24 protein-coding genes and 1 riboswitch are annotated in these 23,269 nt (G+C 37.2%); of the genes, 4 read left to right on the forward strand and 20 right to left on the reverse strand.

The genetic code is table 11. The features are described from left to right. On the reverse strand, positions 1-871 hold an 871-nt coding region (locus tag AC11ZT_RS07135), incomplete at its 3' end, for a DMT family transporter (protein WP_484058934.1). Between the two features lie 132 nt (positions 872-1,003). Between AC11ZT_RS07135 and AC11ZT_RS07140 the strand changes: the two genes are divergently transcribed. After that, complete coding sequence (locus AC11ZT_RS07140) at positions 1,004-1,894, forward strand: LysR family transcriptional regulator (RefSeq protein WP_484058935.1); 891 nt, start codon at positions 1,004-1,006, stop codon at positions 1,892-1,894. 44 nt (positions 1,895-1,938) lie between these two features. Here AC11ZT_RS07140 and AC11ZT_RS07145 read toward each other — a convergent pair whose 3' ends face one another. The 16 genes from AC11ZT_RS07145 to AC11ZT_RS07220 all read right to left on the reverse strand — a co-directional run bounded on the left by AC11ZT_RS07145 (position 1,939) and on the right by AC11ZT_RS07220 (position 17,813). Next, a complete protein-coding gene (locus AC11ZT_RS07145) occupies positions 1,939-2,961 on the reverse strand; it encodes a WxLIP family cell surface protein (RefSeq protein WP_484058936.1) in 1,023 nt (340 codons plus the stop codon). 89 nt (positions 2,962-3,050) lie between these two features. Beyond that, positions 3,051-3,662, reverse strand: coding sequence for a WxL domain-containing protein (locus tag AC11ZT_RS07150; RefSeq protein WP_484058937.1), 612 nt, complete (start codon positions 3,660-3,662; stop codon positions 3,051-3,053). A 46-nt stretch (positions 3,663-3,708) separates the two neighbouring features. Then, the gene (locus AC11ZT_RS07155) at positions 3,709-5,007 is read right to left on the reverse strand and encodes an Ig-like domain-containing protein (protein WP_484058938.1); all 1,299 of its coding nucleotides are present in this window, start codon (positions 5,005-5,007) and stop codon (positions 3,709-3,711) included. A 320-nt stretch (positions 5,008-5,327) separates the two neighbouring features. Then, on the reverse strand, positions 5,328-6,821 hold the full coding sequence (locus AC11ZT_RS07160; protein WP_484058939.1) for a malate:quinone oxidoreductase: 1,494 nt from the start codon (positions 6,819-6,821) through the stop codon (positions 5,328-5,330). A 326-nt stretch (positions 6,822-7,147) separates the two neighbouring features. Further along, entirely contained in the window at positions 7,148-8,917 is a 1,770-nt protein-coding gene (locus AC11ZT_RS07165; protein ID WP_484058940.1) for a sensor histidine kinase, read from the reverse strand. Between the two features lie 471 nt (positions 8,918-9,388). Then, positions 9,389-10,075, reverse strand: coding sequence for a YdeI/OmpD-associated family protein (locus AC11ZT_RS07170; RefSeq protein WP_484058941.1), 687 nt, complete (start codon positions 10,073-10,075; stop codon positions 9,389-9,391). A gap of 185 nt (positions 10,076-10,260) precedes the next feature. Further along, a complete protein-coding gene (locus tag AC11ZT_RS07175) occupies positions 10,261-11,181 on the reverse strand; it encodes a type II secretion system F family protein (protein WP_484058942.1) in 921 nt (306 codons plus the stop codon). Between the two features lie 4 nt (positions 11,182-11,185). Then, positions 11,186-12,178 carry a type II secretion system F family protein gene (locus AC11ZT_RS07180; protein WP_484058943.1) on the reverse strand — a complete coding sequence of 331 codons (993 nt, stop codon included), beginning with the start codon at positions 12,176-12,178 and terminating at the stop codon, positions 11,186-11,188. A gap of 5 nt (positions 12,179-12,183) precedes the next feature. Next, on the reverse strand, positions 12,184-13,464 hold the full coding sequence (locus AC11ZT_RS07185; RefSeq protein ID WP_484058955.1) for a TadA family conjugal transfer-associated ATPase: 1,281 nt from the start codon (positions 13,462-13,464) through the stop codon (positions 12,184-12,186). Between the two features lie 323 nt (positions 13,465-13,787). Then, positions 13,788-14,618 carry a CpaE/TadZ family protein gene (locus AC11ZT_RS07190; protein WP_484058944.1) on the reverse strand — a complete coding sequence of 277 codons (831 nt, stop codon included), beginning with the start codon at positions 14,616-14,618 and terminating at the stop codon, positions 13,788-13,790. Then, complete coding sequence (gene cpaB / locus AC11ZT_RS07195) at positions 14,619-15,290, reverse strand: Flp pilus assembly protein CpaB (RefSeq protein WP_484058945.1); 672 nt, start codon at positions 15,288-15,290, stop codon at positions 14,619-14,621. An 11-nt stretch (positions 15,291-15,301) separates the two neighbouring features. Continuing rightward, complete coding sequence (locus AC11ZT_RS07200; protein ID WP_484058946.1) at positions 15,302-16,246, reverse strand: pilus assembly protein TadG-related protein; 945 nt, start codon at positions 16,244-16,246, stop codon at positions 15,302-15,304. 19 nt (positions 16,247-16,265) lie between these two features. After that, complete coding sequence (locus AC11ZT_RS07205) at positions 16,266-16,715, reverse strand: TadE/TadG family type IV pilus assembly protein (protein WP_484058947.1); 450 nt, start codon at positions 16,713-16,715, stop codon at positions 16,266-16,268. After that, a complete protein-coding gene (locus AC11ZT_RS07210) occupies positions 16,660-17,163 on the reverse strand; it encodes an A24 family peptidase (RefSeq protein WP_484058948.1) in 504 nt (167 codons plus the stop codon). The genes AC11ZT_RS07205 and AC11ZT_RS07210 overlap by 56 nt, the downstream gene beginning before the upstream one ends. Before the next feature lie 118 nt (positions 17,164-17,281). After that, positions 17,282-17,449: a Flp family type IVb pilin gene (locus AC11ZT_RS07215; RefSeq protein WP_379970802.1), complete on the reverse strand. Its 168-nt coding sequence runs from the start codon at positions 17,447-17,449 to the stop codon at positions 17,282-17,284. A gap of 19 nt (positions 17,450-17,468) precedes the next feature. After that, a complete protein-coding gene (locus tag AC11ZT_RS07220) occupies positions 17,469-17,813 on the reverse strand; it encodes a DUF192 domain-containing protein (RefSeq protein ID WP_484058949.1) in 345 nt (114 codons plus the stop codon). Positions 17,814-17,915: 102 nt separating this feature from the next. Beyond that, positions 17,916-18,001: riboswitch (cyclic di-GMP riboswitch) on the reverse strand. A 254-nt stretch (positions 18,002-18,255) separates the two neighbouring features. Between AC11ZT_RS07220 and AC11ZT_RS07225 the strand changes: the two genes are divergently transcribed. From AC11ZT_RS07225 to AC11ZT_RS07235, 3 genes are all read left to right on the forward strand, one after another. Then, a complete protein-coding gene (locus AC11ZT_RS07225) occupies positions 18,256-18,735 on the forward strand; it encodes a DUF2975 domain-containing protein (protein ID WP_484058950.1) in 480 nt (159 codons plus the stop codon). Between the two features lie 10 nt (positions 18,736-18,745). Next, positions 18,746-18,967: a helix-turn-helix domain-containing protein gene (locus AC11ZT_RS07230; RefSeq protein ID WP_484058951.1), complete on the forward strand. Its 222-nt coding sequence runs from the start codon at positions 18,746-18,748 to the stop codon at positions 18,965-18,967. 71 nt (positions 18,968-19,038) lie between these two features. Then, entirely contained in the window at positions 19,039-20,286 is a 1,248-nt protein-coding gene (locus tag AC11ZT_RS07235; RefSeq protein WP_484058952.1) for a DUF4153 domain-containing protein, read from the forward strand. 371 nt (positions 20,287-20,657) lie between these two features. On the opposite strand, the gene AC11ZT_RS07240 is transcribed toward AC11ZT_RS07235, so the two are convergent. From AC11ZT_RS07240 to AC11ZT_RS07250, 3 genes are all read right to left on the reverse strand, one after another. Continuing rightward, a complete protein-coding gene (locus AC11ZT_RS07240; protein ID WP_484058956.1) occupies positions 20,658-22,280 on the reverse strand; it encodes an RNA-binding domain-containing protein in 1,623 nt (540 codons plus the stop codon). Further along, positions 22,255-22,734: a 23S rRNA (pseudouridine(1915)-N(3))-methyltransferase RlmH gene (gene rlmH / locus AC11ZT_RS07245; RefSeq protein WP_484058953.1), complete on the reverse strand. Its 480-nt coding sequence runs from the start codon at positions 22,732-22,734 to the stop codon at positions 22,255-22,257. Before rlmH ends, AC11ZT_RS07240 begins: the two co-directional genes overlap by 26 nt. A gap of 217 nt (positions 22,735-22,951) precedes the next feature. Further along, a partial coding sequence (locus AC11ZT_RS07250) for a PDZ domain-containing protein (protein WP_484058954.1) occupies positions 22,952-23,269 on the reverse strand: 318 nt, incomplete at its 5' end.

A 23,269-nucleotide genomic window follows, 5' to 3' on the forward strand; every position in this document is an offset into this window, starting at 1 on the left:
CATCCTCCTTCATCAGTACCCTTTTCACATCGATCTCAGCAGTTAATACACCTAATAAAACCATGCTAGCACCTATGTATCCCCTCCCCGTGAATATCTCTCCTGCGAAGGCAACCGCAAATACAGCTGCAAAAACAGGTTCTAATGCAAAAATGAGCCCTATATGCGTTGGTGTCGTATATTGCTGCGTGGCCGTTTGCACGACGAAACCAATTGCACTACAAAATACTCCTAAGCCTAACACTGAAATCCAAGAGAGAGTTGTAGTAGGAAGCTGTGGTGTTTCAAAAAGAATGGAACATAGCAATCCCCATGCACCCGCAAATCCAAGTTGCCACACACCGAGCGAAATTGAATCCACATCCTTCGTTAATTTACCTGTCACAATTATGTGAATGGCGTAGCACATCGCGCCTGCCATACATAATAAATCACCTAAACTAATGGCTAACTGCGTATGTAACGTTAAGAATCCTATCCCGATTAAGGCAAATAAAACACCTGCCATAATTCTTTTTTCAGGTAAACTTCTTACTAGAATAGCAGACAACAAGGGTACAAATATGACGGTAAGGCTAACCAAAAATCCGGCATTGGAGGTAGACGTAGTTTTAATCCCAAACGTAACAAAGGCAAATAACGAAAACAATATCGTACCCAATACAAACCCATATTTTATTGTCTTCCAATTCGATTGAAAGAGGCGACGATAAAAAACAATTCCAGCCAATAGAAATGCAATCCCAAAACGCAAGGCGATCAAATTAAATTCTTGCATCGAAACGAGCCCCATCTTCATAAACAAATAGGACGAACCCCAAAACATAGTTACAATAATTAACATGAAATTTGCTTTTACTTGTATACTCATGCTCTTTCCTTTCCCCTACTATAAATAAAAAATTGATTGCTTACTTCGTAGTATACGTGTAAATTTTAGATAAGAATAATGAATGTTTTTAAATGATTAGTTGAAAAAAATTCATGTAATGGAGAGAGAAACATGTCGCTAGCAAAGTTTGAAGTATTTAATACCGTTGTAGAAGTAGGGAGTCTGACGGAAGCCTCCGTTAGACTCGGTTTAACCCAATCTGCTGTCAGTCATGCCATTGCAAGTCTTGAATCAGAATGGGGATTTTCTATACTAAGTAGAGGACGTACTGGAATCCAGTTGACAAGTAACGGAGAACGCACACTTCGTTACATCCGTGAAATGCTGAAATGTAATGAACAATTGACGCAGGAAATCGCCAATATCAACGGACTCGAAACTGGTACAGTACGCATTGGCACCTTTTCGAGCGTATCCGTTCAATGGCTACCCGAAATCATGAAACGCTTTACGGAGGAACATCCCTCCATTGAAATAAAACTGCTTGAAGGAGATTATGACGATATCGAAAACTGGATTTCCAGTGGAGCAATTGATTTTGGTTTTGTATCTTTACCAACTATAAAGTCGTTTGCAGTCATTCCCCTCAAAAAAGATCGAATGCTTTGTGTTCTCCCGGAGAAACACCCTCTGGCAAAGCAAAATAAGATTCGCATGGAACAAATCAAAGACGAAATGTTTATCCTGCCAAAAAAAAGCTGTGATAATGACGTACGACGCATTCTGAAAAAAAGCAATGCGACACCCACTATTAAATTTGAATTAGCAGATGACCAAGCCATTATTTCCATGGTACAAAACGGAATGGGGATTAGCATTCTACCGGAAATGGTACTTTACCGTACTCCAAAAACTGTTCGTACTCTTAACCTTGAAGGAGAACATTATCGATCTATTGGCATTGCCGCCCCTTCCTTCCAGCACATTTCACCAGCGGCTAAAAAATTTATTGCGCATATACAAACTTGGGTGAACGAATCTCACAATGTACACGTATCATGAACCCGTGTACATAATCAAAAAAATAAACATGGCTCCCGTTTTCTTTATTGCCCTTGCAAATGTAGCTGTTTATTCTTTTTTGCTAAACGATAAATAATATAGAGCAAAACTAAAATAATGAATGAAAAACCAATAACAACATACCATGTGTAGTCTTTTATAAGGTCTACAGCTTCTTCATTAAGACTTTTTGCATCTTTTGCAGGTATTTCAAATGCTTGTTCCCAATTCCAATTTTGTTTACCTGTATCGGCATATAGTTTTAACGTATATTTTCCTGGATTTAGTTTTTGGTTTTTCCAATCAATAGCAAAATCCATATTAGAGTTTGGTGCCATTCTATAATTCTCAACATCAACTTGATTTATCTCTTTACCACTTGAATTGTACACCTTCGCTTTTAATGAAAGGTGATCGACAATAACCGGCGCACTGTTTTGTATATTTGCAATCACAGCAGTGTGATAATTAACCAAGCCTGGTTTTACTGATTTTAATTGAAGATTTGGTACTACTTCTGTATTTGATTCCGTTAATTTCAAGCCTAGTACATATGCCATCTTATTCGTTATTTGTACTTTTTTCGTGTCATCTTTACCTAATCGTTTTTCAAAATAAATACCCCCAAGAATCATACCCTTGTATTCCGCTTCTGGCATTTCAAGTTGAATTGGTATGGTTTTAGATTTCTTGGCTGGTACTCTAACCGTACTTTCTTTAATAGAAGCAACGTTTGTAATGGGTACCTTTAGACTTTCATCAATAATTGTGTCAGTATTCGAATAATCAATGAGTCCGTTTCTATTTGAACTTGGATTTGTAATATGGACATCAATATCCATATCCTCATTTCCACTATTATAAATTTCAACTTGAATCACTTGTTTTTGTTTAGGCTTCATTAACAAATCAAAATAAGTCTGATTCTTATCAACCTGATTTTCAGGTATAATGGCTCGGACTGAATATCCAACATCCTCCGCATGCCCAACCACCATTGGCATATTCAAAGAAACCAATATGATTAATAAAAAAATATACGTCATTTTATTTTTAAATAGTTTCATCCCATTACACCTCACAATTGTTCCAATATACCAAAAGTCTCAAATAATAAGGTCGCCCTTATTATTCGAGACCCGTTTACCAAATTTCATCACGGAGTATCTGATAGCGTCCATGTCAATGTTGAACTATATGAATCGGGTGCCATAGTACCACCTGGAACATGTAATGTAACGCTATCATTCGTAACGGGGGTACCTTGAGTTGGAAGCCAGCTTGTGTTCCATGTACCACGGCCGGCACCAGCCGCTGCCGTAACAGGATTAACAGCTCCAATGACCCCATCAGTTGTTAATACAAAATCGGGGGTTGTTGGTTTCGTATAACTAAGACTTGAAGTAGAGTCTCCATTACTAAAATTTATGGTTGCCCCGTTTAATTTATTGGTAGCAGTAGTACCTGTAAATGTAGTAGCGCTTACTGTAACATGCCACCCAGTGGCATTGTTAACGCTACGCTCGTCAGTTACTGTAACAATAGGATTAAGATTAGTAGATTGGTAAATTACATCAGATAAAGATGAATTCTGTATACCAAAATCTAACCCCGGAACAGCGTCAAGACTGAGTGCGCCTGCAGCATCTGCATTAAATTGTACTGCTGCTGTAGAATCCTGCGTTGTTGCTGCTAAAACTCCCTGCGAGTAGACTGGGAAAAATAGAATTGGTATTGCCATTATCCATATTGATCTTGATAGTTTCATAAAAACCCCCTCCTCTTTTATAAAAAGTAAGCATTGTTACTTACGATTATGGTGCATTTTCTAAAGTCCAATTAATAGTGGTAGAATAGTCAACACCTGTCCGGGCATCGAAAAGACTCGTAGAAGACATTTTCATTAATATTCCTTCATTTTCATTCCACTGAACCGTTGTTTCTTGCCCTGCTCCAGTCGTTCCTTCAAAAATTAACACCTCATCTTTTAAAGGGTAAGCATTGTTGCCGATTATATATTCAAGAGTATTCGGGTCAAGTGTATAGCCATCCTGTGAGGTCATGGGCATTGTTTCTTTCGCCTTTATTCTCCATTTAGATCCTTGTCCACGTGTATCGCGAACCAAAATTGACCAATTCGGTATATCTCTTAATATAGTAATTTCTTGGGGCTTTACGGTTGTATTATTAAATCGAAGTTCACTAGGAACCGTAAATTCAAGAATTACTCCAATTACAGTTACGGAAACGCTTTCACTTTCGATTCCCGCTACAGTCTGTGTAGCCGCAATTATTGTACCAGCATCTTGGACCGGAATGGTAATACTATAGGAACCTTGTCCATTTACTAAACCTACATAATTGCCACCTGGAGTCTTTATAGTAATGGTTGCTCCAGCTACCCCCGTGCCTGTTACAACTGTATCAATGTCACTTACTGGTTGCATTGTTGGAGGTGGTGGTAATATGCCCGTTGCCATTTCATATTTAGAACCTTCACTGACTAATACATTTAAGTCGATAAGTGCATCACCTGCTGCTAATCCATAAAATACTAGTTTACCATTAGGACTTGGTGGTAATGCAGCAACGCCCAATGCGCTTAACTGTATTGTCAGCGTAACAGTAACGGTTGCTCCAAGGGAAATATTTAGCGCTGAATTTCGTACGCCGGTGACTGTTCCATCTGTTGAATTTAGCACCAATGAACTTCCTGCAATCGTGTCACTAGCTGAACCTAAAAGCCAACTCTCTTCAAAGTCAATCGATGCATATTGTTTAAAACGTGGATCATCCAAAATAAATTTCAATTCTTGTGGCAGTTGATACACAAAGGTTTCCGTGTTAAGTACACCTAAACTTAGCAACGGACTTCCGGTAAGTACCAAAGAAAGATTTCCAGTACTAGAATTATAGGAACCATTCAACGCCTGGCTTCCTAAAATCCCAACATTCGTAACCGCCGAGGCCCGTTGATAGTCCACTAATGGTACAAGTTGTCCATTTATCAATGGAGTAAGTGGTATTATTAAAGGCGTAAGAACAAGAATTGTTACAAACACCATCATAAGTAAAAATTGTATCATTTTTTTTATAAAGAAAAGTGTATTCATCTACATCCCTCCCTTATAAAAGTAGAGTGGGTTATAGTAACAATCCCTACCTTCATTTTACGCTAATTTAATCTTTTGATACTGTTTGAACCGAAATTGTCATATTATCGACAATGTTCGCAAAATTATGACAATCTGATTTATTTACTCTTGCACTAATTGAAAACGACAATAGCCCTAACTTCTCGAAAGAAATTAGGGCTATTGTCGTTTAGATAAATGTATGCTTCCTTAAATATACAGGTTTTTTAGTTATTCGAGATGTACCAATTTTACTGGTACGGTATTACTGATTTGCTTTCCTATGGTCTGCCCGAATCCTATACGTACTGCTTTTCACCCGCTAAGCCAAGCGCCTGCGCTGTTGAAGTATGGATTTCTTGGATAAGCTCTGGATTTTCCACTAATGACATCCCAAAAGAAGGGATCATTTCTTTTATTTTCGGTTCCCATTCTTTTAGTTGTTGCGGGAAGCATTTTTTTATTACCTCAAGCATAACGAAAACAGCAGTAGAAGCACCCGGAGAAGCGCCAAGTAATGCTGCTATCGAACCATCAGCACCACTTACAACTTCAGTACCAAATTGAAGCGTTCCCTTGCCAGCAGCAGTATCTTTGATAACTTGTACACGTTGACCTGCTACCACGATATCCCAATCCTCGCTTTTAGCGTTCGGGATAAACTCTCGTAACTCTTCGATGCGCTTTTCTTTCGATAACATAACTTGCTGGATCAGGTATTTTGTTAATGGAACGTTTTTCGCTCCTGCCGCCAACATAGTTAACACATTATCCGGTTTTACGGAACCTAACAAGTCAAACATTGAACCGGTTTTTAAAAACTTTGGTGAGAAGCCGGCAAATGGTCCAAAGAGTAATGATTTTTTATTATCGATAAATCTTGTATCAAGATGCGGAACAGACATTGGAGGAGCACCAACCTTAGCTTTACCATATACTTTTGCATGGTGCTGCTCTACAATCTTTGGATTATTACATACTAAAAATAGTCCGCTTACCGGGAATCCTCCAATATGTTTTCCTTCAGGAATGCCGGATTTTTGAAGTAAAGGCAAGCTTCCTCCACCGCCGCCGATAAAGACGAATTTAGCAGTATGGCTTTCGACGGTACCTTTATCGTTTCGTACTTTCAATTCCCACGAACCATCGCTAGTACGTTTCATATCATCAACAGTATGTTTGTATTTTATATTGACGTTTTTATTCTTTAAGTGGTCAAACAACATGCGCGTTAAAGCACCAAAGTTGACATCCGTTCCAGAGTCAATTTTTGTTGCAGCTATCGGTTCATCTGATTTACGGTCTTGCATAATAAGCGGGATCCATTCCATCAGTTTTTCTGGGTCATTAGAAAATTCCATGCCTTGGAACAGAGGATTGTTTGAAAGCGCTTCAAAACGTTTCTTCAAAAACGATACATTTTTTTCCCCTTGTACTAAACTCATATGAGGCAATGATGTGATAAATTCCTGCGGATTACGTATCAGATTGCTATTTACAAGATAAGACCAAAACTGTCTTGAAAGTTGGAACTGTTCATTAATTTTTATAGCTTTGCTAATATCTATTGATCCATCCGATTTTTCGACGGTGTAGTTGAGCTCGCACAGTGCTGAATGCCCCGTTCCTGCATTATTCCATTCGTTAGAGCTTTCATCCCCTGCTTTATCGAGCTTCTCAAACACTGTAATTTCCCAGTCCGGTACTAATTCTTTCAGTAATGTGCCCAAAGTCGCACTCATGATTCCGGCACCAATTAAGATAACGTCTGTTTTAGTTTGTCTGTCGCTCATATTTATCTCCTTATCACCCTAAGATTTGCAAGAAAAGATGTAGGCGCGCATGCTTAAGCATCACAGCAAGCCAGGGCGCGACCTAGCCGCACACCTTTCCTAGATTGATTATAACCTTATCATAGTGTATCACTATTATTTAAAGATTAAAAATATTTTTTACTAATATATGAATAGTTATAAGGTATTTAAAAGCTGGTAAATTTCGGCGGCGACATGCTGTTACAATTCAGAAGTGAGAAGTTCATCCACCAGACCCTAGGAACGCACAAAAACCAAGGTCTTAATCCAGTTTTCCTTGATTCAATGACCTGCTTGCTTCCCTATTATCTTTTTCCTTTCCGAGGAGGATCAGGGACAAATTCCCGTTTGGATAATGGGAAGTCGATCGTAAACGTTGTCCATTCTTGATTGCTACTTACAGTGATTTTACCCTTATATTGTTCAATGGTTTTTTTTGCACTTGCCAATCCTATTCCAGAACCTTCCTTTTTTGTTGTAAATCCATAGTCAAATATTTTTTCTAATAAATGTGGTGGAATCATATCCCCATTATTTTGGATGCAAATGTGTAAATTTTTCTCCATAGCTTTTCCAGTAATGGTTATAAAACGATTTCCTTCCTCATTTTTTTCGACTACATAGAAAGAATTATTAAGAATATTCCCAATGACTTTAACTAAATTCGTTATTTTTTCGATATCTAATTCCAGATATTCAAATCCTTCAAAGCTATGATCAAATTTGATGTTTTTTTCCATACTCTCTGCAATTTTTACTTGTAAGAGTCCAATAAAAGCAGGAATATGTATATTTAAAATTGCTGATGTTTCTTTATGGATATTGCTCAATTGCTTTATATATTTTTCTGCATCGGAATAATGCTTTAATGAAAGTAACCCTTGTATAGTAAAAATATGATTGGCAACATCATGACGATATTCGCGAATCGTTTTATACAGGCTATTTACTCTTCCAGCATACAGGTTTTGAATATCCGATAAGAGTTTTCCTTGTTTCCTAATATGACGGAATAAAATGTAAATCAACACAAAGCAAATGATAAAGCAAAAAATAACGACTAAGGTCAATTGAATCATCCCATTACGCAATTCACCCGAAATTTGAGAATAATCAACAGAAGTAATAATAATTGTTTTGTATTGATTCGTGTTTCCATCTATATTAATTTGGATTGGGATGTAAAATTGCAACATCTGTTTTCCATTTAAAGTGGTAATTCGGTAAATGGTTTTGTCTTGATTAATCGCCTTGCTGGCAAATTCTTTATCTAAAACTGATGCATAATTGTAGGTTCCACCAATCACTTCTCGATTATGGAAAGCTAGTCGATTATTCCATAACTCGCCTGTGGCGACTTTTAAATCTCCTGTAAGTCGATTATAATTTAACACACTGATTTCTTTGATAGTAGGGTTATCATTCATAAAACCATTGATAGCAGCATCTACACCTGCTTCATTTTGATAGTCTGCCAGCTTTTTCCCATCGTATGCTGGTTCGATAATATAATTCTTTGTTCCATCGTAGAAATAGCCGTACTTATATACTTTGTCGGGGATATTGGCTGAAGTGTCAAAAGGACCTGCCCAAAAGTGAGGATAGACTTGCCCAAAATTCGGTACCATTGTTACATTTTTATTTCTAACCAACTGAAAAAACGTCTGATTCCATTTGTCTCCCCACATTTTGCTATTGGTTCCCACTTCAGCAGAAGATGTAGATTGGACTAAATCAAACCATTGCTCATTCGGAACTAAAATAGAGATTTCATCTAATTGTAGTTCTTTTGCCAACCCTTGCAACTTTGATTGGGTTACTTGCCCGGCATCTGACGGAAGCTGATCACTAATATAAAGGGAGTCCGTATAAAGTTGCTGTGCCAATAAACCTTCGAACAACGCAACACCTTTTTGATTATTCTCAACAGTTGCCTTGACGTTATCGGACACACTCTCATTAATTTCTGTTTCTTTTTTTATAAGATTATCTTTTGACATCCAATAAAATGCAAAATTGATGACGGAAATAATAGCAATCATGATAAGAAATGTGTTGAAATAAATTTTATTCATGGAGTATTTGTTCTTCGATACTAGTAACAGTATGGGAAGCCTTTCTGATTTAAAATCAAGCGATACCAAACTCTGTCAATACGATTCTATTTTTTTCTCTAGCGCCAATTCCCAAGAGATTTATCTCCATATTTTCACATCACAAACCATGTAAAATAATATGTTTAAGTTTCAGGATGGATCGTTCTATACCTATTCCATATTGATCAACTTTTGGGGTTACAATGATGACTACAAACAAAACATTTCGTGTCATCATTCATTTTCTCATTTGTCTTTAATGATAAATACTATTGGCTGATTGTCAATATGATAAAGTACTTTCTTTCAATTCACCAATAATTCTTATCCATAAACTATGAAATTGTCATAGATGGCTAGCGGTTTACTTATGGTACGGTTCACTGCATTGATTGTAATAAAGCGCAACAATGAGTATCCCTTTGAATACAGATGAAAGAAAACCCCTTCTTAATGAGATTTCTTTTTATCATTGACATCTCTACGATATAGATCCCGACTCTTGTAGCCCTTACCCAAAATCATTTTCATTTCCTCACGTCGATTTACTTTTGTCGCCTCTTGTTTCGCACTATACACATAACGAGCCCAATCTTTACGGTACCCTGGGGTGAGGGATTGATAGAATGCAAGTAAATCAGGAACATCATGCAAATCCTTTTCTATATTTGGAATCATCGCTATATAATCATCTACACATTGACTGGATTTTGTAGATATACGATTTTTATTTGAAGAATCTTCTTTTAAACCGATTACTGTAAATACATTATCTAATCCTACCATACGCGCAAATTTAATATTACTTGTCCCAATATAACCATTTTCATCTGTACCTAACGCGTCTAATAAATCATCGCGGTGAATAAACGTCGGGTATACTTTATTTCCTTTTTTGGGATATGCCAAAAAGATATATCCGTTTTTATTCAGATAATTTTTTTGGATAACGTTGAATACGAGTTCTGTTAAAGATTCCATATCTAGCACAAAAGCAAAAATGAGATCATAAGCACTCGCTAACGCTGTGTCATATTCTACTAACCCTGCTAAATAATCTGCACCATCAGGCAAATGCAATACTGCTACTTTTCTATATTTTTGTAAATTTAGTTTCTCTACTATTGTTTTAGCCATTGTTACCCTCCTGTTACATTTATTCTATTATTTCTTTAGTGTAAGAGTTCCCCAATTCGTTAGCAACATGTTTAGTTAGTAAATGCACCGTCAGTAATTTGTCGTATATAAAAAATGGATGTGAGAGCACTCACCTCCATCCTAAAAATCTATGCAAAGCTAATATATTTCTTCGGGAAAATTTTCTACTTATTAAATTGATGAATAAGCTGGATAGCGACTGGACCAAGGATAACAATAAAGAGACTCGGAAAGATAAAAAACACTAAAGGAAACAAGATTTTGATAGGAGCCTTCATGGCAGTTTCTTCTGCTTTTTGACGTCTGCGGTCCCTGACATCCACAGTCAGAATGCGAAGCACCTGCACCATTCCGACACCTAGCTTCTCCGCTCGCAATACACTATTGATAAAGGAGGAAATTTCCTCTACATCCAAACGATCTCGTACGCCCATTAATGCTTCTTTACGGGTTAGGCCCAGCCGCAATTCCTCAAGGCAGCGACGGAATTCCTTTGCGAGTACACCATCTTGTTTTCCGATTACTTTACTTAGCGCAGAATCAAAACCTAAGCCTGCTTCAAGACTTACCGATAATAAATCAACGAAATCCGGTAATTCCTTCGACGCACGTTTTTTACGCTCTACCATTTTCATTTTTATGTAATAGCGCGGTAAAACAATACCAATCACTGATCCTATGAATGGAAAGATAATTAATGACGTACCTTGAAAGCCTAGTAATAATCCATAAAGAAAGAGTACAATAGGCATTCCAATCAGAAAAGCCAGCTGAACCATTCGATAATCGGCTGATTTCATATGAAAAGGATTACCTGCTTGAACTAATTGCTTATCCAGCTTTTCTGCTTGTTTGCTTGGCAATCGTTTGGACAAGCTTTTTTTTGCTTCCATCCAGAGAGGCAAGAAAACACGGTTTCGAAAGGATTCCTTATTCCTTTTCTCTTCGAGATCTGCATGATTTGTTTCATTCTCACCTAGGAAATGCTCCATTCGATGCTTTACTTGATTCTTTTTGTCCATTGGAATGAACAGCACTCCAAATACAAAGAAGAAAATGGCGAAAAAAAAGGCTGTATATAGCATATTACTACACCTCTATTTTAATAATCTTTTGAATCAGCAAAAATCCGAATATACCCGATCCAAGTGCAGCAGACAATAGCACGATGCCAATCTGATCTGTAAAAAATAGTCCGATATAAGAAGGCTGGATCATATATAATAATGTACCTAAGGCAAATGGAAGGATTCCAATCACAACCCCCGACATCCTACCTTGAGCAGTGAGTGTCTTAATTTGAGCTTGGATTTTTTGTCTTTCTCGAATCGTATCAACTATAATGCTCAAAACGGTTGCCAAATTTCCACCAACCTGTCTTTGTATCAAAATTGCCTGGATCATTATATCCAGATCCTTGCTGGGCACTCTTTCATATAAATGATGAAGAGTATCTTCCATACCAATTCCATATTGCATTTCTTTAAGTACGATTTCCATTTCTTTATTCATGGGATAAGAGGATTCCTCTGCTACAGATTTTAATGCTTGATTAAAGCTATAACCTGCTCGCATCGAACTAATAATCGTTGTAATCATATCCTGCAGCTGATCATTAAATTTACGAATCCGTTTGTTTCTTTTAAAACTCAATAATAGCTTTGGATACAAGAACCCTGCAGTAAACCCAATCGCTACAACCAATAGCTGGCCCGTGATTAAATAAAGAATTCCGCCGAAAATGATTCCAAAAAGCCAACGAAATACTACATATTCCCCTGACGACCAACTAGCCCCGGCACTTTCGAGCAGCTGCTCTACTTTTACATTGGTTTTTCTTTTATTCATTAGCTTTTTCATTCGATTGTTGTACATTTTTATCATGTTCTTTATGCTAATGATTTCTTGCTTTTTCCCTTGCTTCACGTCTAGTTTTTCTGGTTGAGGATCCTCGATTAAATAAAAATGCAAACGTTTTTCCAATTGTTTGTTTTTTTGTGCAAATAGCTGAAGTAAGAAGAAAAAATGGAAGAAAACAAGCAAAGAAAATAATAGAAAATAGTATATATTTGTGGTAAACACGCAAATCAGCCCTCCTCTTTTTCAAAGAAAACAGATGAAGGTATATGGATTCCGGCATTTTCTAACCGATCATAAAAAGCAGGGCGCACTCCTGTTGGTACAAGCTTCCCAATGATTTTCCCATCTTCATCCAGACCCCTCTGCTCGAAAACAAAAATGTCCTGGAGAACAATAATATCGCCCTCCATTCCCTGCACCTCGGTGATATTCGTTATTTTACGGGAACCGTCCTTTAACCGAGATTGTTGAACAATCAGATCAAGCGCCCCAGCGATTTGTTCGCGAATCGCTCGAATTGGCAGGTCCACTCCTGCCATCAACACCATTGTTTCTAATCGGGAGATCATATCACGTGGACTATTAGAGTGACCGGTAGCCAAAGAACCATCATGGCCCGTGTTCATTGCCTGAAGCATATCCAATGCTTCTGCTCCCCGAACCTCCCCAATAACTATACGCTCTGGTCTCATCCGTAATGAGTTGCGAACTAAATCGCGTATAGTAATGGCACCTTTGCCTTCAATATTAGGAGGTCTTGTTTCAAGTGAAACGACATGTTCTTGGCTAAGCTGCAATTCCGCTGCATCCTCTATTGTTATGATCCGCTCGTCATTTGGAATAAAGGAGGATAATACATTTAACGTTGTCGTTTTTCCAGAGCCGGTACCCCCGCTTACAAATATGTTTAACCTTGCTTTTACACATGCCTCGATAAATGCTGACATTTCTTCTGTTAGTGTGCCAAAATGAATTAAATTCGATATTGTAAACGGATCTTTAGCAAATTTCCGAATGGTAACAGTCGGACCATTTAGTGCTAGAGGGGGCACTATAGCATTTACCCGTGAACCATCTGGCAAGCGCGCATCAACCATTGGGCTGCTCTCATCAATCCGTCTGCCTAACGGGGCAACAATTTTTTCAATCATAGTCATGACATGCTCGTTGTCTCTAAATGTGATCTCCGTTATTTCTAGCTTTCCTTTTCGTTCTGCGTATACTTGGTTTGGACCATTTACCATAATTTCGCTCACATCAGGATCGGCTAACAAAGGATTAATTGGGCCAAAGCCCGTAATATCATTTACTAGCTCATTAATGACCAGCCGGCGATCAACACTCCCTTGCAATGCTGCATCATCCTGAATGATTTCGATTGCCATTCCATCAAGCTTGGAGGTAATTTCCTCCTTGCTATCATACTCGAACCCTTCTAAAATCCTTTTCTGCAGTTCTTCTTTTAGCTTTTGGTTCTTTTCATTTATTGGAGCACTGCTAGTAGGCATACTACTATTCAACTTCGTTTTTAGCGTTTTTTCTGCCGCCTTATCTTTTTGCTCTTTTTCTAGTTTTACGTTTATCCCTTGTCTTTCGGATATAGGCTGCTTTTCCTGCTTCAGTTGATTTGTATCATTAATACAACCACTTGTATTCTTATCTGATCGCTTACTTAGAGAGGTTCCCTCATCGACTGCATGTTTCTTTAGTGGAAAAGACTCCATTCCATCGTGCTTTTCCTCTATCGTTTCGTGCGGCGTACTGCTGCTTTGCTCTCTTACCGCTGAAGAACCATTAGTTTTTGCTTTCATTTTTTCTAATAGTCCCATTCCTACTCTCTCCTTTTTTGCTTATTTGCTGATAGCATCTTTTCCAGCATTGTCAGCTTTTTGGGCATTGCCATTGGCTCATTCGAATCTAGATGCTCAGCAACTTTAAATATTGCTTTGGAAAGATCACAGCTTGGTTGATTAATAACTACAGGGATCCCAAGATTTAACGATTTTGAAGCTATCTGAAAATTATTTGGGATAAAATAGAGATGATCCATTTGTAAAATTTGCGGTACTTGATCTGCTTGAATAATACTTTCCATTGTAGACCGGTTTAAAACGACTTTAACCTTTTCTTGCATCTCCAATGTTTGAAGAATTTGTAGCATTCGTTTCGTATTTTTAATAGAAATCAGTTCTAATGTCGTTAAGAGAAGGATCACATCTGCCTTTTCGATTAACGTGAGCGTTTGGTCATTTATTCCGACCCCAGTATCGACAATAAGATAGTGATAATCCTCTAGAATGAATTGCGATACTTTGTCGATAATTTCCGGTGTAATTAAATCAGCCAATTCCGGTCTTTCCGGGGCTGACAAAACACGAACACCACTTGTATGTTTGTACATATAATTATTTAAACTAAACGAATCTAATGTCTCAATCCTTTCAGCAACATCACTGATAGAAAAAGAAGATTCAAGATCCATGGCTACATTTACATCTCCGAATTGGAAGTCACCATCCATTAATGCAATCTGCAACTTTTTTTTGTATAAAGCAATCGCGAGATTAACAGCTAAAGTTGTTTTACCCACTCCGCCTTTTGCGCTGCAAATGACAACCATTTTTCCTTTCCGGCTTTGTTTCTGTATACCCGGAGCTACCATTTACGACCCCTCCACTTTTGTTTCAGCAGTTTTCATCTTGCTATGTAAAACATAATTAAGAACCCCTTTTCTTGCAGCTTTAATCAAATTTACTGCGTCCTTCTGCTGAACTTCAACTGTTATTGAATCATACTCAGCTGATGCATTCGTTGATTTCAATTGTTTTCCAACTGCCAAAACCCTTACATTTTCCTGTAAAACCATTGTATCCGCACGCTTTGTAGTATCTCCATCCAGAGAAGGTCCCGTATAAACTATATCAATCGTGTCTTCAGGCTTAATCATATTTGCAACGGTTTCTATTTTCCCTCCTGGAATGGTTACTGCCCGATCATCGCTATTAAGCTTACCTGCTATTGTAGTGGCTGCCTCTACTGATTGGAGATGGTGTTTTAAAATCACTTCATCTGTTGTGATTTCGTCTGTTGAATATTGTCCAATGATACTTGAGGCATCCTGAACTGCATCAGCATAAGCACTCTTTGCAGGGACATTTATTTTTTTCAGCATTTTGGCTGTAATTTGCTCGTCCTTTTTAATAGGTACAGCAGCTGCGACAACAGATTTCATCTGGCCGGACTGCTGTGATAATTGATTCGTATATTGATAAAAAAGAAGTGTTGCCAACCCAGCCATGACGATTGAAATCAAAAATATTGTCTTTTTTTTCATCTATTATTCTCCTATTCCACTAGCCGGGCCATATATGCTCCTCTGTTTAGACTTCCAGCTTCATATGTTCCGATATCGACGCGTTCAATAAATTCTCCATTAATGGATGTATCCTTTGAGCTCATTGGATCTAGTAAATAAAAAAAGGCAAAACCGGTTACGGTGATACTATCTATTACTTGACCATTTGAACTATTTGGTTTATAGACAATAACAGGGAGGATTCGATCACAATTTCGAACCGTAATATCCCCACTGGGATTCGGGCATTTATTAATACGATAATTGACGCTATCCTGTGTTTCACCTGCGATATTTCCTGTTTGCGTAGGCACAACATCACCGACAGAAACTGTCTTGTCATAGCCGTATTTTAATGTATCTCCATAAGTACGCGCGCCAGGACCTGCCAGTGCTAAAATTCCAAAGTTTCCGGTCGACGAATCTCCTGCTCCAACTTTAAGTGAAACGGTTTGACCATATGTGACCGGTGTTGATTCGTCAATACCCAGAGGGATAACACCAAGTAATTCACCAATTGGATCAAGCTTTGCCGTAGCACTTTCTTGAACCGTCATGCTAGGAAAGCCTAAAATTCTGGCAAATAGCAAAGGCACTGTTTTTTTTAAAGAAACCCGAACTTGCTGGTCCATTACAATTTGAAGATCTTGTAGGCTAGATTGTTCTTGATAAGACGATAGAATCGTACCTACAACATTTTGTACTCGTGCAGGATCCCCGTTAGGAAGCTCTTGGGCACCGGACAATGCAGCGGTCGTTGCTATTTTTTTCAAATCACTCTTTTCCTTGTAAACCATACCGATATCGACTACGAGCCCAACCATGCCAAAGATCAATACCATCGAAAATGCAAAAAGGACGATTATATTTCCCTTTTCACTTCGCAATAAAGCAATGGTTCCTTTTTTTATTGTTGCTACGTCCCTTTGATCCATCTTCTTTCCCTCCTTATTTTTAATCTACACGTATCGTGGATTGTGTCTGAAGGTTGTAAGGAGATAGAAATTGGTCAAATACCGGCGTGATGTCCGCCATCGGATAAGATAAGATAACTGTCGTATAGCTCCCTGATATACGTGAAGCTTGATTAGGAGTAATCGTAATTCTAATATCGGCTGGATGACCTACTGTCGATCGATTTTGTACATATTGCATGATGTCGGCATCCGTTTTACCGAGGCCTGCCAGGCGAGAGGCTTCTTGTGCAGTCATGTTTAAGCTCAAATAAGTAAAGAGCACAAAGCCAATGTTAATCATACCAACCAGCATAAGTAAAAAGACGGGAACAATAAGTGCAAATTCCACAAGTGACTGCCCATGCTCCTGCTTGGCAAGCTTTACAAATTTTTTACCATAACACCACTCTCCCTTCGAGGAAAAAGGCGAAAATAGCTCCAGCTGCAATGGCCACCCCGTAAGGATATGTGACTTGTCTATTAAACAGGTACGACATTTGTTGCTTGTTTTTTATCCCGTACAGAAAGAGCGTAACTTTTTTTAGCATCCCTTTTCCAACTGCAATGATGATTAGCGCAATGAGTCCTCCGATGACTCCCATATATATCCCGGTATAAATGACAAATACCCATCCTTTAAAAGCCCCTACTAATGCAAGAAGTTTTACATCTCCTGCTCCTATCCCGCCCAGAAAAAAAGGAACGATCAATAATCCTAACCCTGTAAAAAACCCAATAAGGGAAACGTACAATCCTTCTACACCGTTAAAAATGAGGTGAGTAAAAATAGCGACTAGCAGGACAGGATAAACAACCCTATTGTATATTTTTCTGCTTTTAAGATCTGTATACACCGATATCACCAGCGTCATGATTAATAGTAGATTAAGAAACATGTACATATCTCCTATGTTAAAAAATGGACTTTTTTAAAATAGCTCTGCAACAACATGTCGCAGAGCTTTTATCATATCTATCTAATTCGGTACTATTTTTCAATTAAAGAAACATTCATTAAGGATTTACTTGACTATTTACATTTTCAAACAATTTAGTAATTTTTGGACCAAATACGAGTAATACTGTTACTACTCCCGCTGCAATCAAGCCTAAAATTAATCCATACTCGGTCATACCTTGTCCTTCTTCTTCTAAAAATAACTCTTTTAACTTTTTCATCATGTTTACTTCCCCCTTGCTTTTATTTTAGTAGTTTTACGATTTGTCCTCTTTGAATGCTGTTTAACCGGATGCTGCCACTCTCTAATTCAATAACTGAAGTAGCTGCTGAAAACTTTTTTCCTACTTTCCCAGGCTGCAGATGTTCTTCCATTCCAACAATTCTCCAATCTTTGTCGATATACAGGACATCAATTGGAAACTTCATAAAAAACGTATGGATTGCATTACAAGGATAAAGATAAAGACCGGAACCCGAGGATAATTTCTGCCTAAACATCAAACCTTTTAACCTTTTAAAAAAGGTATTCGCAGATTCAATCGATTCAGCAATGATTTGAGCATTCTCCAGGTTGACCAATCGCAAACTACCACCACCTCCTTAAAATAAAAACACCCCCGCCATCTACCGAAGCGGGGGTGAAAAAATACATGCTTAAATCCACACAAATATTGCGTGCGCCCATCTTTCGGTAGCTGGCTGACATTGCGATTTACGCTTTAGTCCCTATAGCTTTGCGTCACTGGTTTTCACCAGGTTTGCCATTATCGAGATTTTGCATTTTTTTAAACAAAACCGATAATCTATTAATTTAATTAAATTATATGAATTATATATAAGCATGTCTACACATTTACACAATTTTTATATTTGTTTTCTTATTTATTTTCTTATTTTTCGATTTTATAAAGATTACTTAGGCCTTCATTTCCATAAAATCGATTCTTAAAATCGATAAAAATTTATTGTAAATCGATAAATAACTTGTTAAAATCAAAAGAAAAAATACATAAGTGAGGTGCTTTTTATGAAACCAGAAACACTATTTTTAAAGTTAGTTGTTATTCTTTTGGGCTTTCCAGTTCTTGCTCTGTGCATATTTTTGGTACCTGAGTTAGCTACGATTGCAGCGAAATTACTTCCAGAGGTTGATTATATAAAATGCCCGGTTTCTTTCATTTTTGATGCATCAACAATACCTTTTTACTTTGCTTTATATCAGGCTTTCAAGCTCTTACGCTATATTGACAAAAATAAAGCCTTTTCCGAATTATCTGTTATAGCCTTAAAGAAAATAAAATACTGTGCCATCACAATCAGCATCTTGCATGTGCTAGTCTTGCCGCTCTTCTATCTCTTTGCGGAAAAAGATGATGCCCCGGGTGTCATTTTTATCGGATTGGTTGTTCCTTTTGCTTCAATGGTGATTGCAGTCTTTGCTGCTGTTCTTCAAAAGCTATTAAAAAATGCCATTAATATAAAATTAGAAAATGATTTAACGATATGAGGTGAAAACAATGGCAATTATTATCAATATTGATGTCATGTTGGCTAAAAGGAAAATGAGCGTAACGGAACTTTCAGAGAAGGTTGGAATCACAATGGCAAATCTTTCTATATTGAAAAATGGTAAAGCAAAAGCGATTCGATTAACCACTTTAGAGGCAATTTGCAAGGCTTTAGAATGTCAGCCTGGGGATATTTTAGAATACAAAGGCGACGAAGACAGTCAAAGGTAATAAAGTTTGGTTAATAAACTCTGTAAAGGAAATTAGAACTTAATAGGACAATGATTAGAGGAGGGATAAATTTGAACATGAACAATTTGATTATTGAAAATATTGCAAACCCCCATGAGCTGGAGAGAATGTTTAGAAAAGATCCAAAAGCTTTTAAAAATTTATTCTCGGAAGCCTGGGAGCAAAACCCTGATTCGCAGGTTCTTTCCGTTTGGTATGAAAGATTGCATTTTAAGGAGACGACAACTACAAAACAACCTTCCTTGCTTCAGAAGGGTTTCATATTCATGGGCATGTTAGCCATTCTATCCGGGATAAGCGCTAGGATCATTTTCCATTTTGTCGAACAGCAAGCAATTGCTCCAATTAACCTTGCTTTCGGTATTCTTCCCTTTATTGCAGCCTATTTTGTATACAAAAATCGTCCCCAAAAAAATGTTCTTTACACCCTTTTCGTGTTGTTCCTAATCTCCGGGTTTTATCTTAATATGCTACCATTAAATAATAAAGACAGTATTATCCTTGTTTATTTACACCTTCCCATATTCTTATGGGGATTGACAGGGCTTGCATTTACAGGAAATGAATATTCAAAAAGCAGCACAAGATTAGCCTATCTTAAGTTTAATTTGGAATTTTGCATACTATACGCCAGCATGGCAATTAGCGGAATGCTGCTAGCAGCATTGACCATGCAGTTATTTAGCTTTGTCGGCTTGAATATAAAAGACTTCTATTTTAGAAATGTCATTTTATTTGGTGCTGCCGGACTCGCTGTTGTGGCTACCTACCTTGTATCTAGCAATCTAAAACTTGCTAAGAATATTACACCATATTTAGCAAAAATTTTTAGTCCTCTTGTCCTAGCTACATTGTTGGTATATCTTATAACGATTATTTGGGTCGGAAAAAATCCATTCTTGGACCGCAATTTCCTTATATCCTTCAACGGAATACTCCTTGGTGTATTGGCCATCACCATATTTTCCATAACTGAAAGTGACACAAACGAGAAAAAGAACATTTCAGATTATATAAACTTTGCCCTAATTGTTCTTGCCCTTATTATTGACAGTGTGGCTTTGTCAGCCATAGTGTTCAGACTTTCTTCTTATGGGATAACGCCCAACAGACTTGCTGTTTTAGGCGTAAACATACTTATCTGGGCAAATCTTATTTGGATCATGCTCTCCTATTTACGCTTTCTCCAAAACAAAACTGGACCTTTTGCCATCCAAGATGCCATCACTAAGTATTTACCGGTCTACGGACTTTGGGCAGCTTTCGTTACATTTACCTTTCCTTTCATTTTTAAATAGAAAGGCTCTATTTATGTAACAAAAGCATAGTCTCCTACTCAGTAAATTAAACAAGCCAATAACATACAAGTTTTATACATGACTTGATATATTATTGGCTTGCTATATTTTTGTAACTAAAACCTCATTTATTTATGATACGGTTCACCGTGATGTATCTAAGTGAGGTATGTATTAACCCTAATTACAAACTTACACAATTATAGTTTTACAGAACATTCAATCTAATAAATCAGCCCATTAATTGGTCCAAATTTTATTGTATCGGTCCAGTATCGGTCCAGTATCGGTCCAATATCGGTCCAGTATCGGTCCATACTTTATTGTATCAGTCCAGAATTTGGTCCAATCTTTGTGATATTAATGAAATACTATTTTAATCTATAATAGCTTGCTCTAGCTCTACCTTCTAAAACAATAATTTCTGCTTCCCTTAAACGTTGTAAAATACGTTTACTACTTGTAGATGAAAAGCCACATAACCTTTCCACATCAGAGCGTGTAATCGAGCCATTTTTATTCAAATAATCAATAATCATTGTTTTAGCCTGTATTTCATCAAAATCCTTATCTTTTGTGTATTCAATATTATCATCTAAATTTTCATATACTCGATGAGTAAACATATATTTATTTCTTGCTTCCCTTTGTAGAATATTTCTTTTTTGACAAAGTTTGTTTAACACATTTGCTGCAGATTGAGTTGTAATTTGAGCCACCTCAGCAGCCTTACCCAGTGTAATTGTTTTATTAGATTTAATATATTTCAAAATACAGATTTCTGATACAGAAAACTCACCGTTATTTTCTTCCTCTTTAGTAATAAACTTTAGAAATTCTATATCTTCCAAACTACTTCTTAAAGTTAAACTTACTGCTTCAGAATACAAATTATATTCGGGAGCTGATTTCCCTAAAGAAAGCATATCCTTAAAAATTATATCTACACCTTGACCAGAGCGCTGAACGTATTTTAGTTTTTGAAGTGTTTCTGCAATTAATTTATTTCTCGGAGAAGAAGGGTGGGTAATAATATTTGTACTATCAACTCCAGTTGGAAATGAACCAGGATTTTCTATAATAATTTCATTTGGATAAAACTTAACAAATATTGAGGAGTTACTTTCATAATCACGATGTGAGATAGCGTTAAGAAGTGCCTCTTGAAAAACATTAATCGGATAATCTTGAACTTCTAATTTAAATAGTCCCATTTGAATATTCTTTATTCCGTTTCTATCTTCAAAAAATTGTTGAATTCTATCTACACATTGAATTAATGGCATTTTTAATTCTAAACGTTTATTGTATTCAGTATGTCCCTCATTATATGTAAGAATAATTATTTCGACCTGGGGCATATACTTGGAAATCGCATCTTTTGTGCCAACAAATAACAATCCTGCAACAGTTAACTGAATTTCATCCCCTACGACATCTATCAATCTTAAGTCATTTAGGAACGTAATATTATCTGATTGATACAAAGTAGAATCTTTATCACGAGATTGAATTTTTAACTTTAAGCGTTCTACTTCCGTAAAATCTATATCTTTCTTAGTAGCTGGCTCTAAAATTTTTGCGGAATAGTCTCCTTTAAAACCCTTTATACTATTAGAGCTATACTCTGCTGGATATAGTGGTTTTGTATTTTTCCCTAATCTTTTATAGACAACACCTTTTGATGTAGCAATTATTTCTGGTGACTTTTGAACAGCGATTTTTAAAATATCCTTATCTCCTACTTTAATTATATCGATATCAGTAAAAAGTTTCGGTATAGTCCTATCATAAATACTTTCTATTATATTCTGCTCATCATAATCAGCACAACCGGTAATTTCTCCATCATCCTCTACACCAACAAGGATGACTCCACCATCTGAATTAGCAAATCCTACTGCCTCATTTGTTAAGATATTCATTAGTTCTTTTTTATTTACCTTAATCCAACTCTTAAACTCGCAGTTACTTATGGTACGGTTCCCCCCGATTAATCCGGTAAGCCCGGTACACCTGCTCCAGCAAAATCAGTCGCATCAATTGGTGCGGAAACGTCATTTTTGAAAAAGATAGCTTCTCATTCGCTCGCTTTAATACGTCTTTACTAAGTCCAAGTGATCCCCCGATGACAAAGGTTATTTTGCTTGTCCCATATGTAGCGAGTTTGTCGATGGTTTCGGCAAGTTCTTCTGATGATTTCATGCTGCCTTCGATTGCTAGGGCGATGACATATACGTCGTCCGCGATTTTTTCTAGAATTCGTGTGCCTTCTTTTTCTTTTACGATTTCCATTTCTGCTTCGCTTAGGTTTTCTGGTGCTTTTTCATCAGATATCTCAAGTAAATCCATTTTTGCATATGCAGATAAACGTTTTTTATACTCATCAATTCCTTGTTTTAGGTATTTTTCTTTTAACTTTCCAACTGATACAATTGTGATATTCACAACACATTCACCTCTTTACAAACATCTTATCCACAGAAGTTATCAACATATCCACAGATTTCATCCACATATTGTGTAGGAATTTATGTTCGGCACCATATCTGTCCCGTCATTTTTGTGATATTCACAGGTTTTCACCTTGTTATCCACACTGTGGGAAATCTCTTTTCTTTCTGCTATACCCAGAAAAAAACAGGAGAGATGGCTCTCCTGTGAATTAGTAATTTCCGCTTGTCAGTGTAACCGTAATAGACTCTTGCTTTGTACCTCTGTAGAAGCTCAGCTCCATTTTATCACCTATCTTCTTTTTATACAGCAGCGTTCGAAATTCAGTGATATTGTGAACAGGCTGTCCGTCTACGGCAACAATTACGTCATATTCCTTCATTCCACCCGTTGCAGCTGGCGAAGGGCTTCTCACATCCAACACAGCTACACCATAGGTAACCGAGTCAGGCAATTGCAATGTCTTCTTCCAATAGTAGCCGGGTATTTCATCAAGCGAGCGTAGTTCTACTCCTAAATAAGGTCGCTG

This window comes from Ectobacillus sp. (assembly GCF_056992975.1).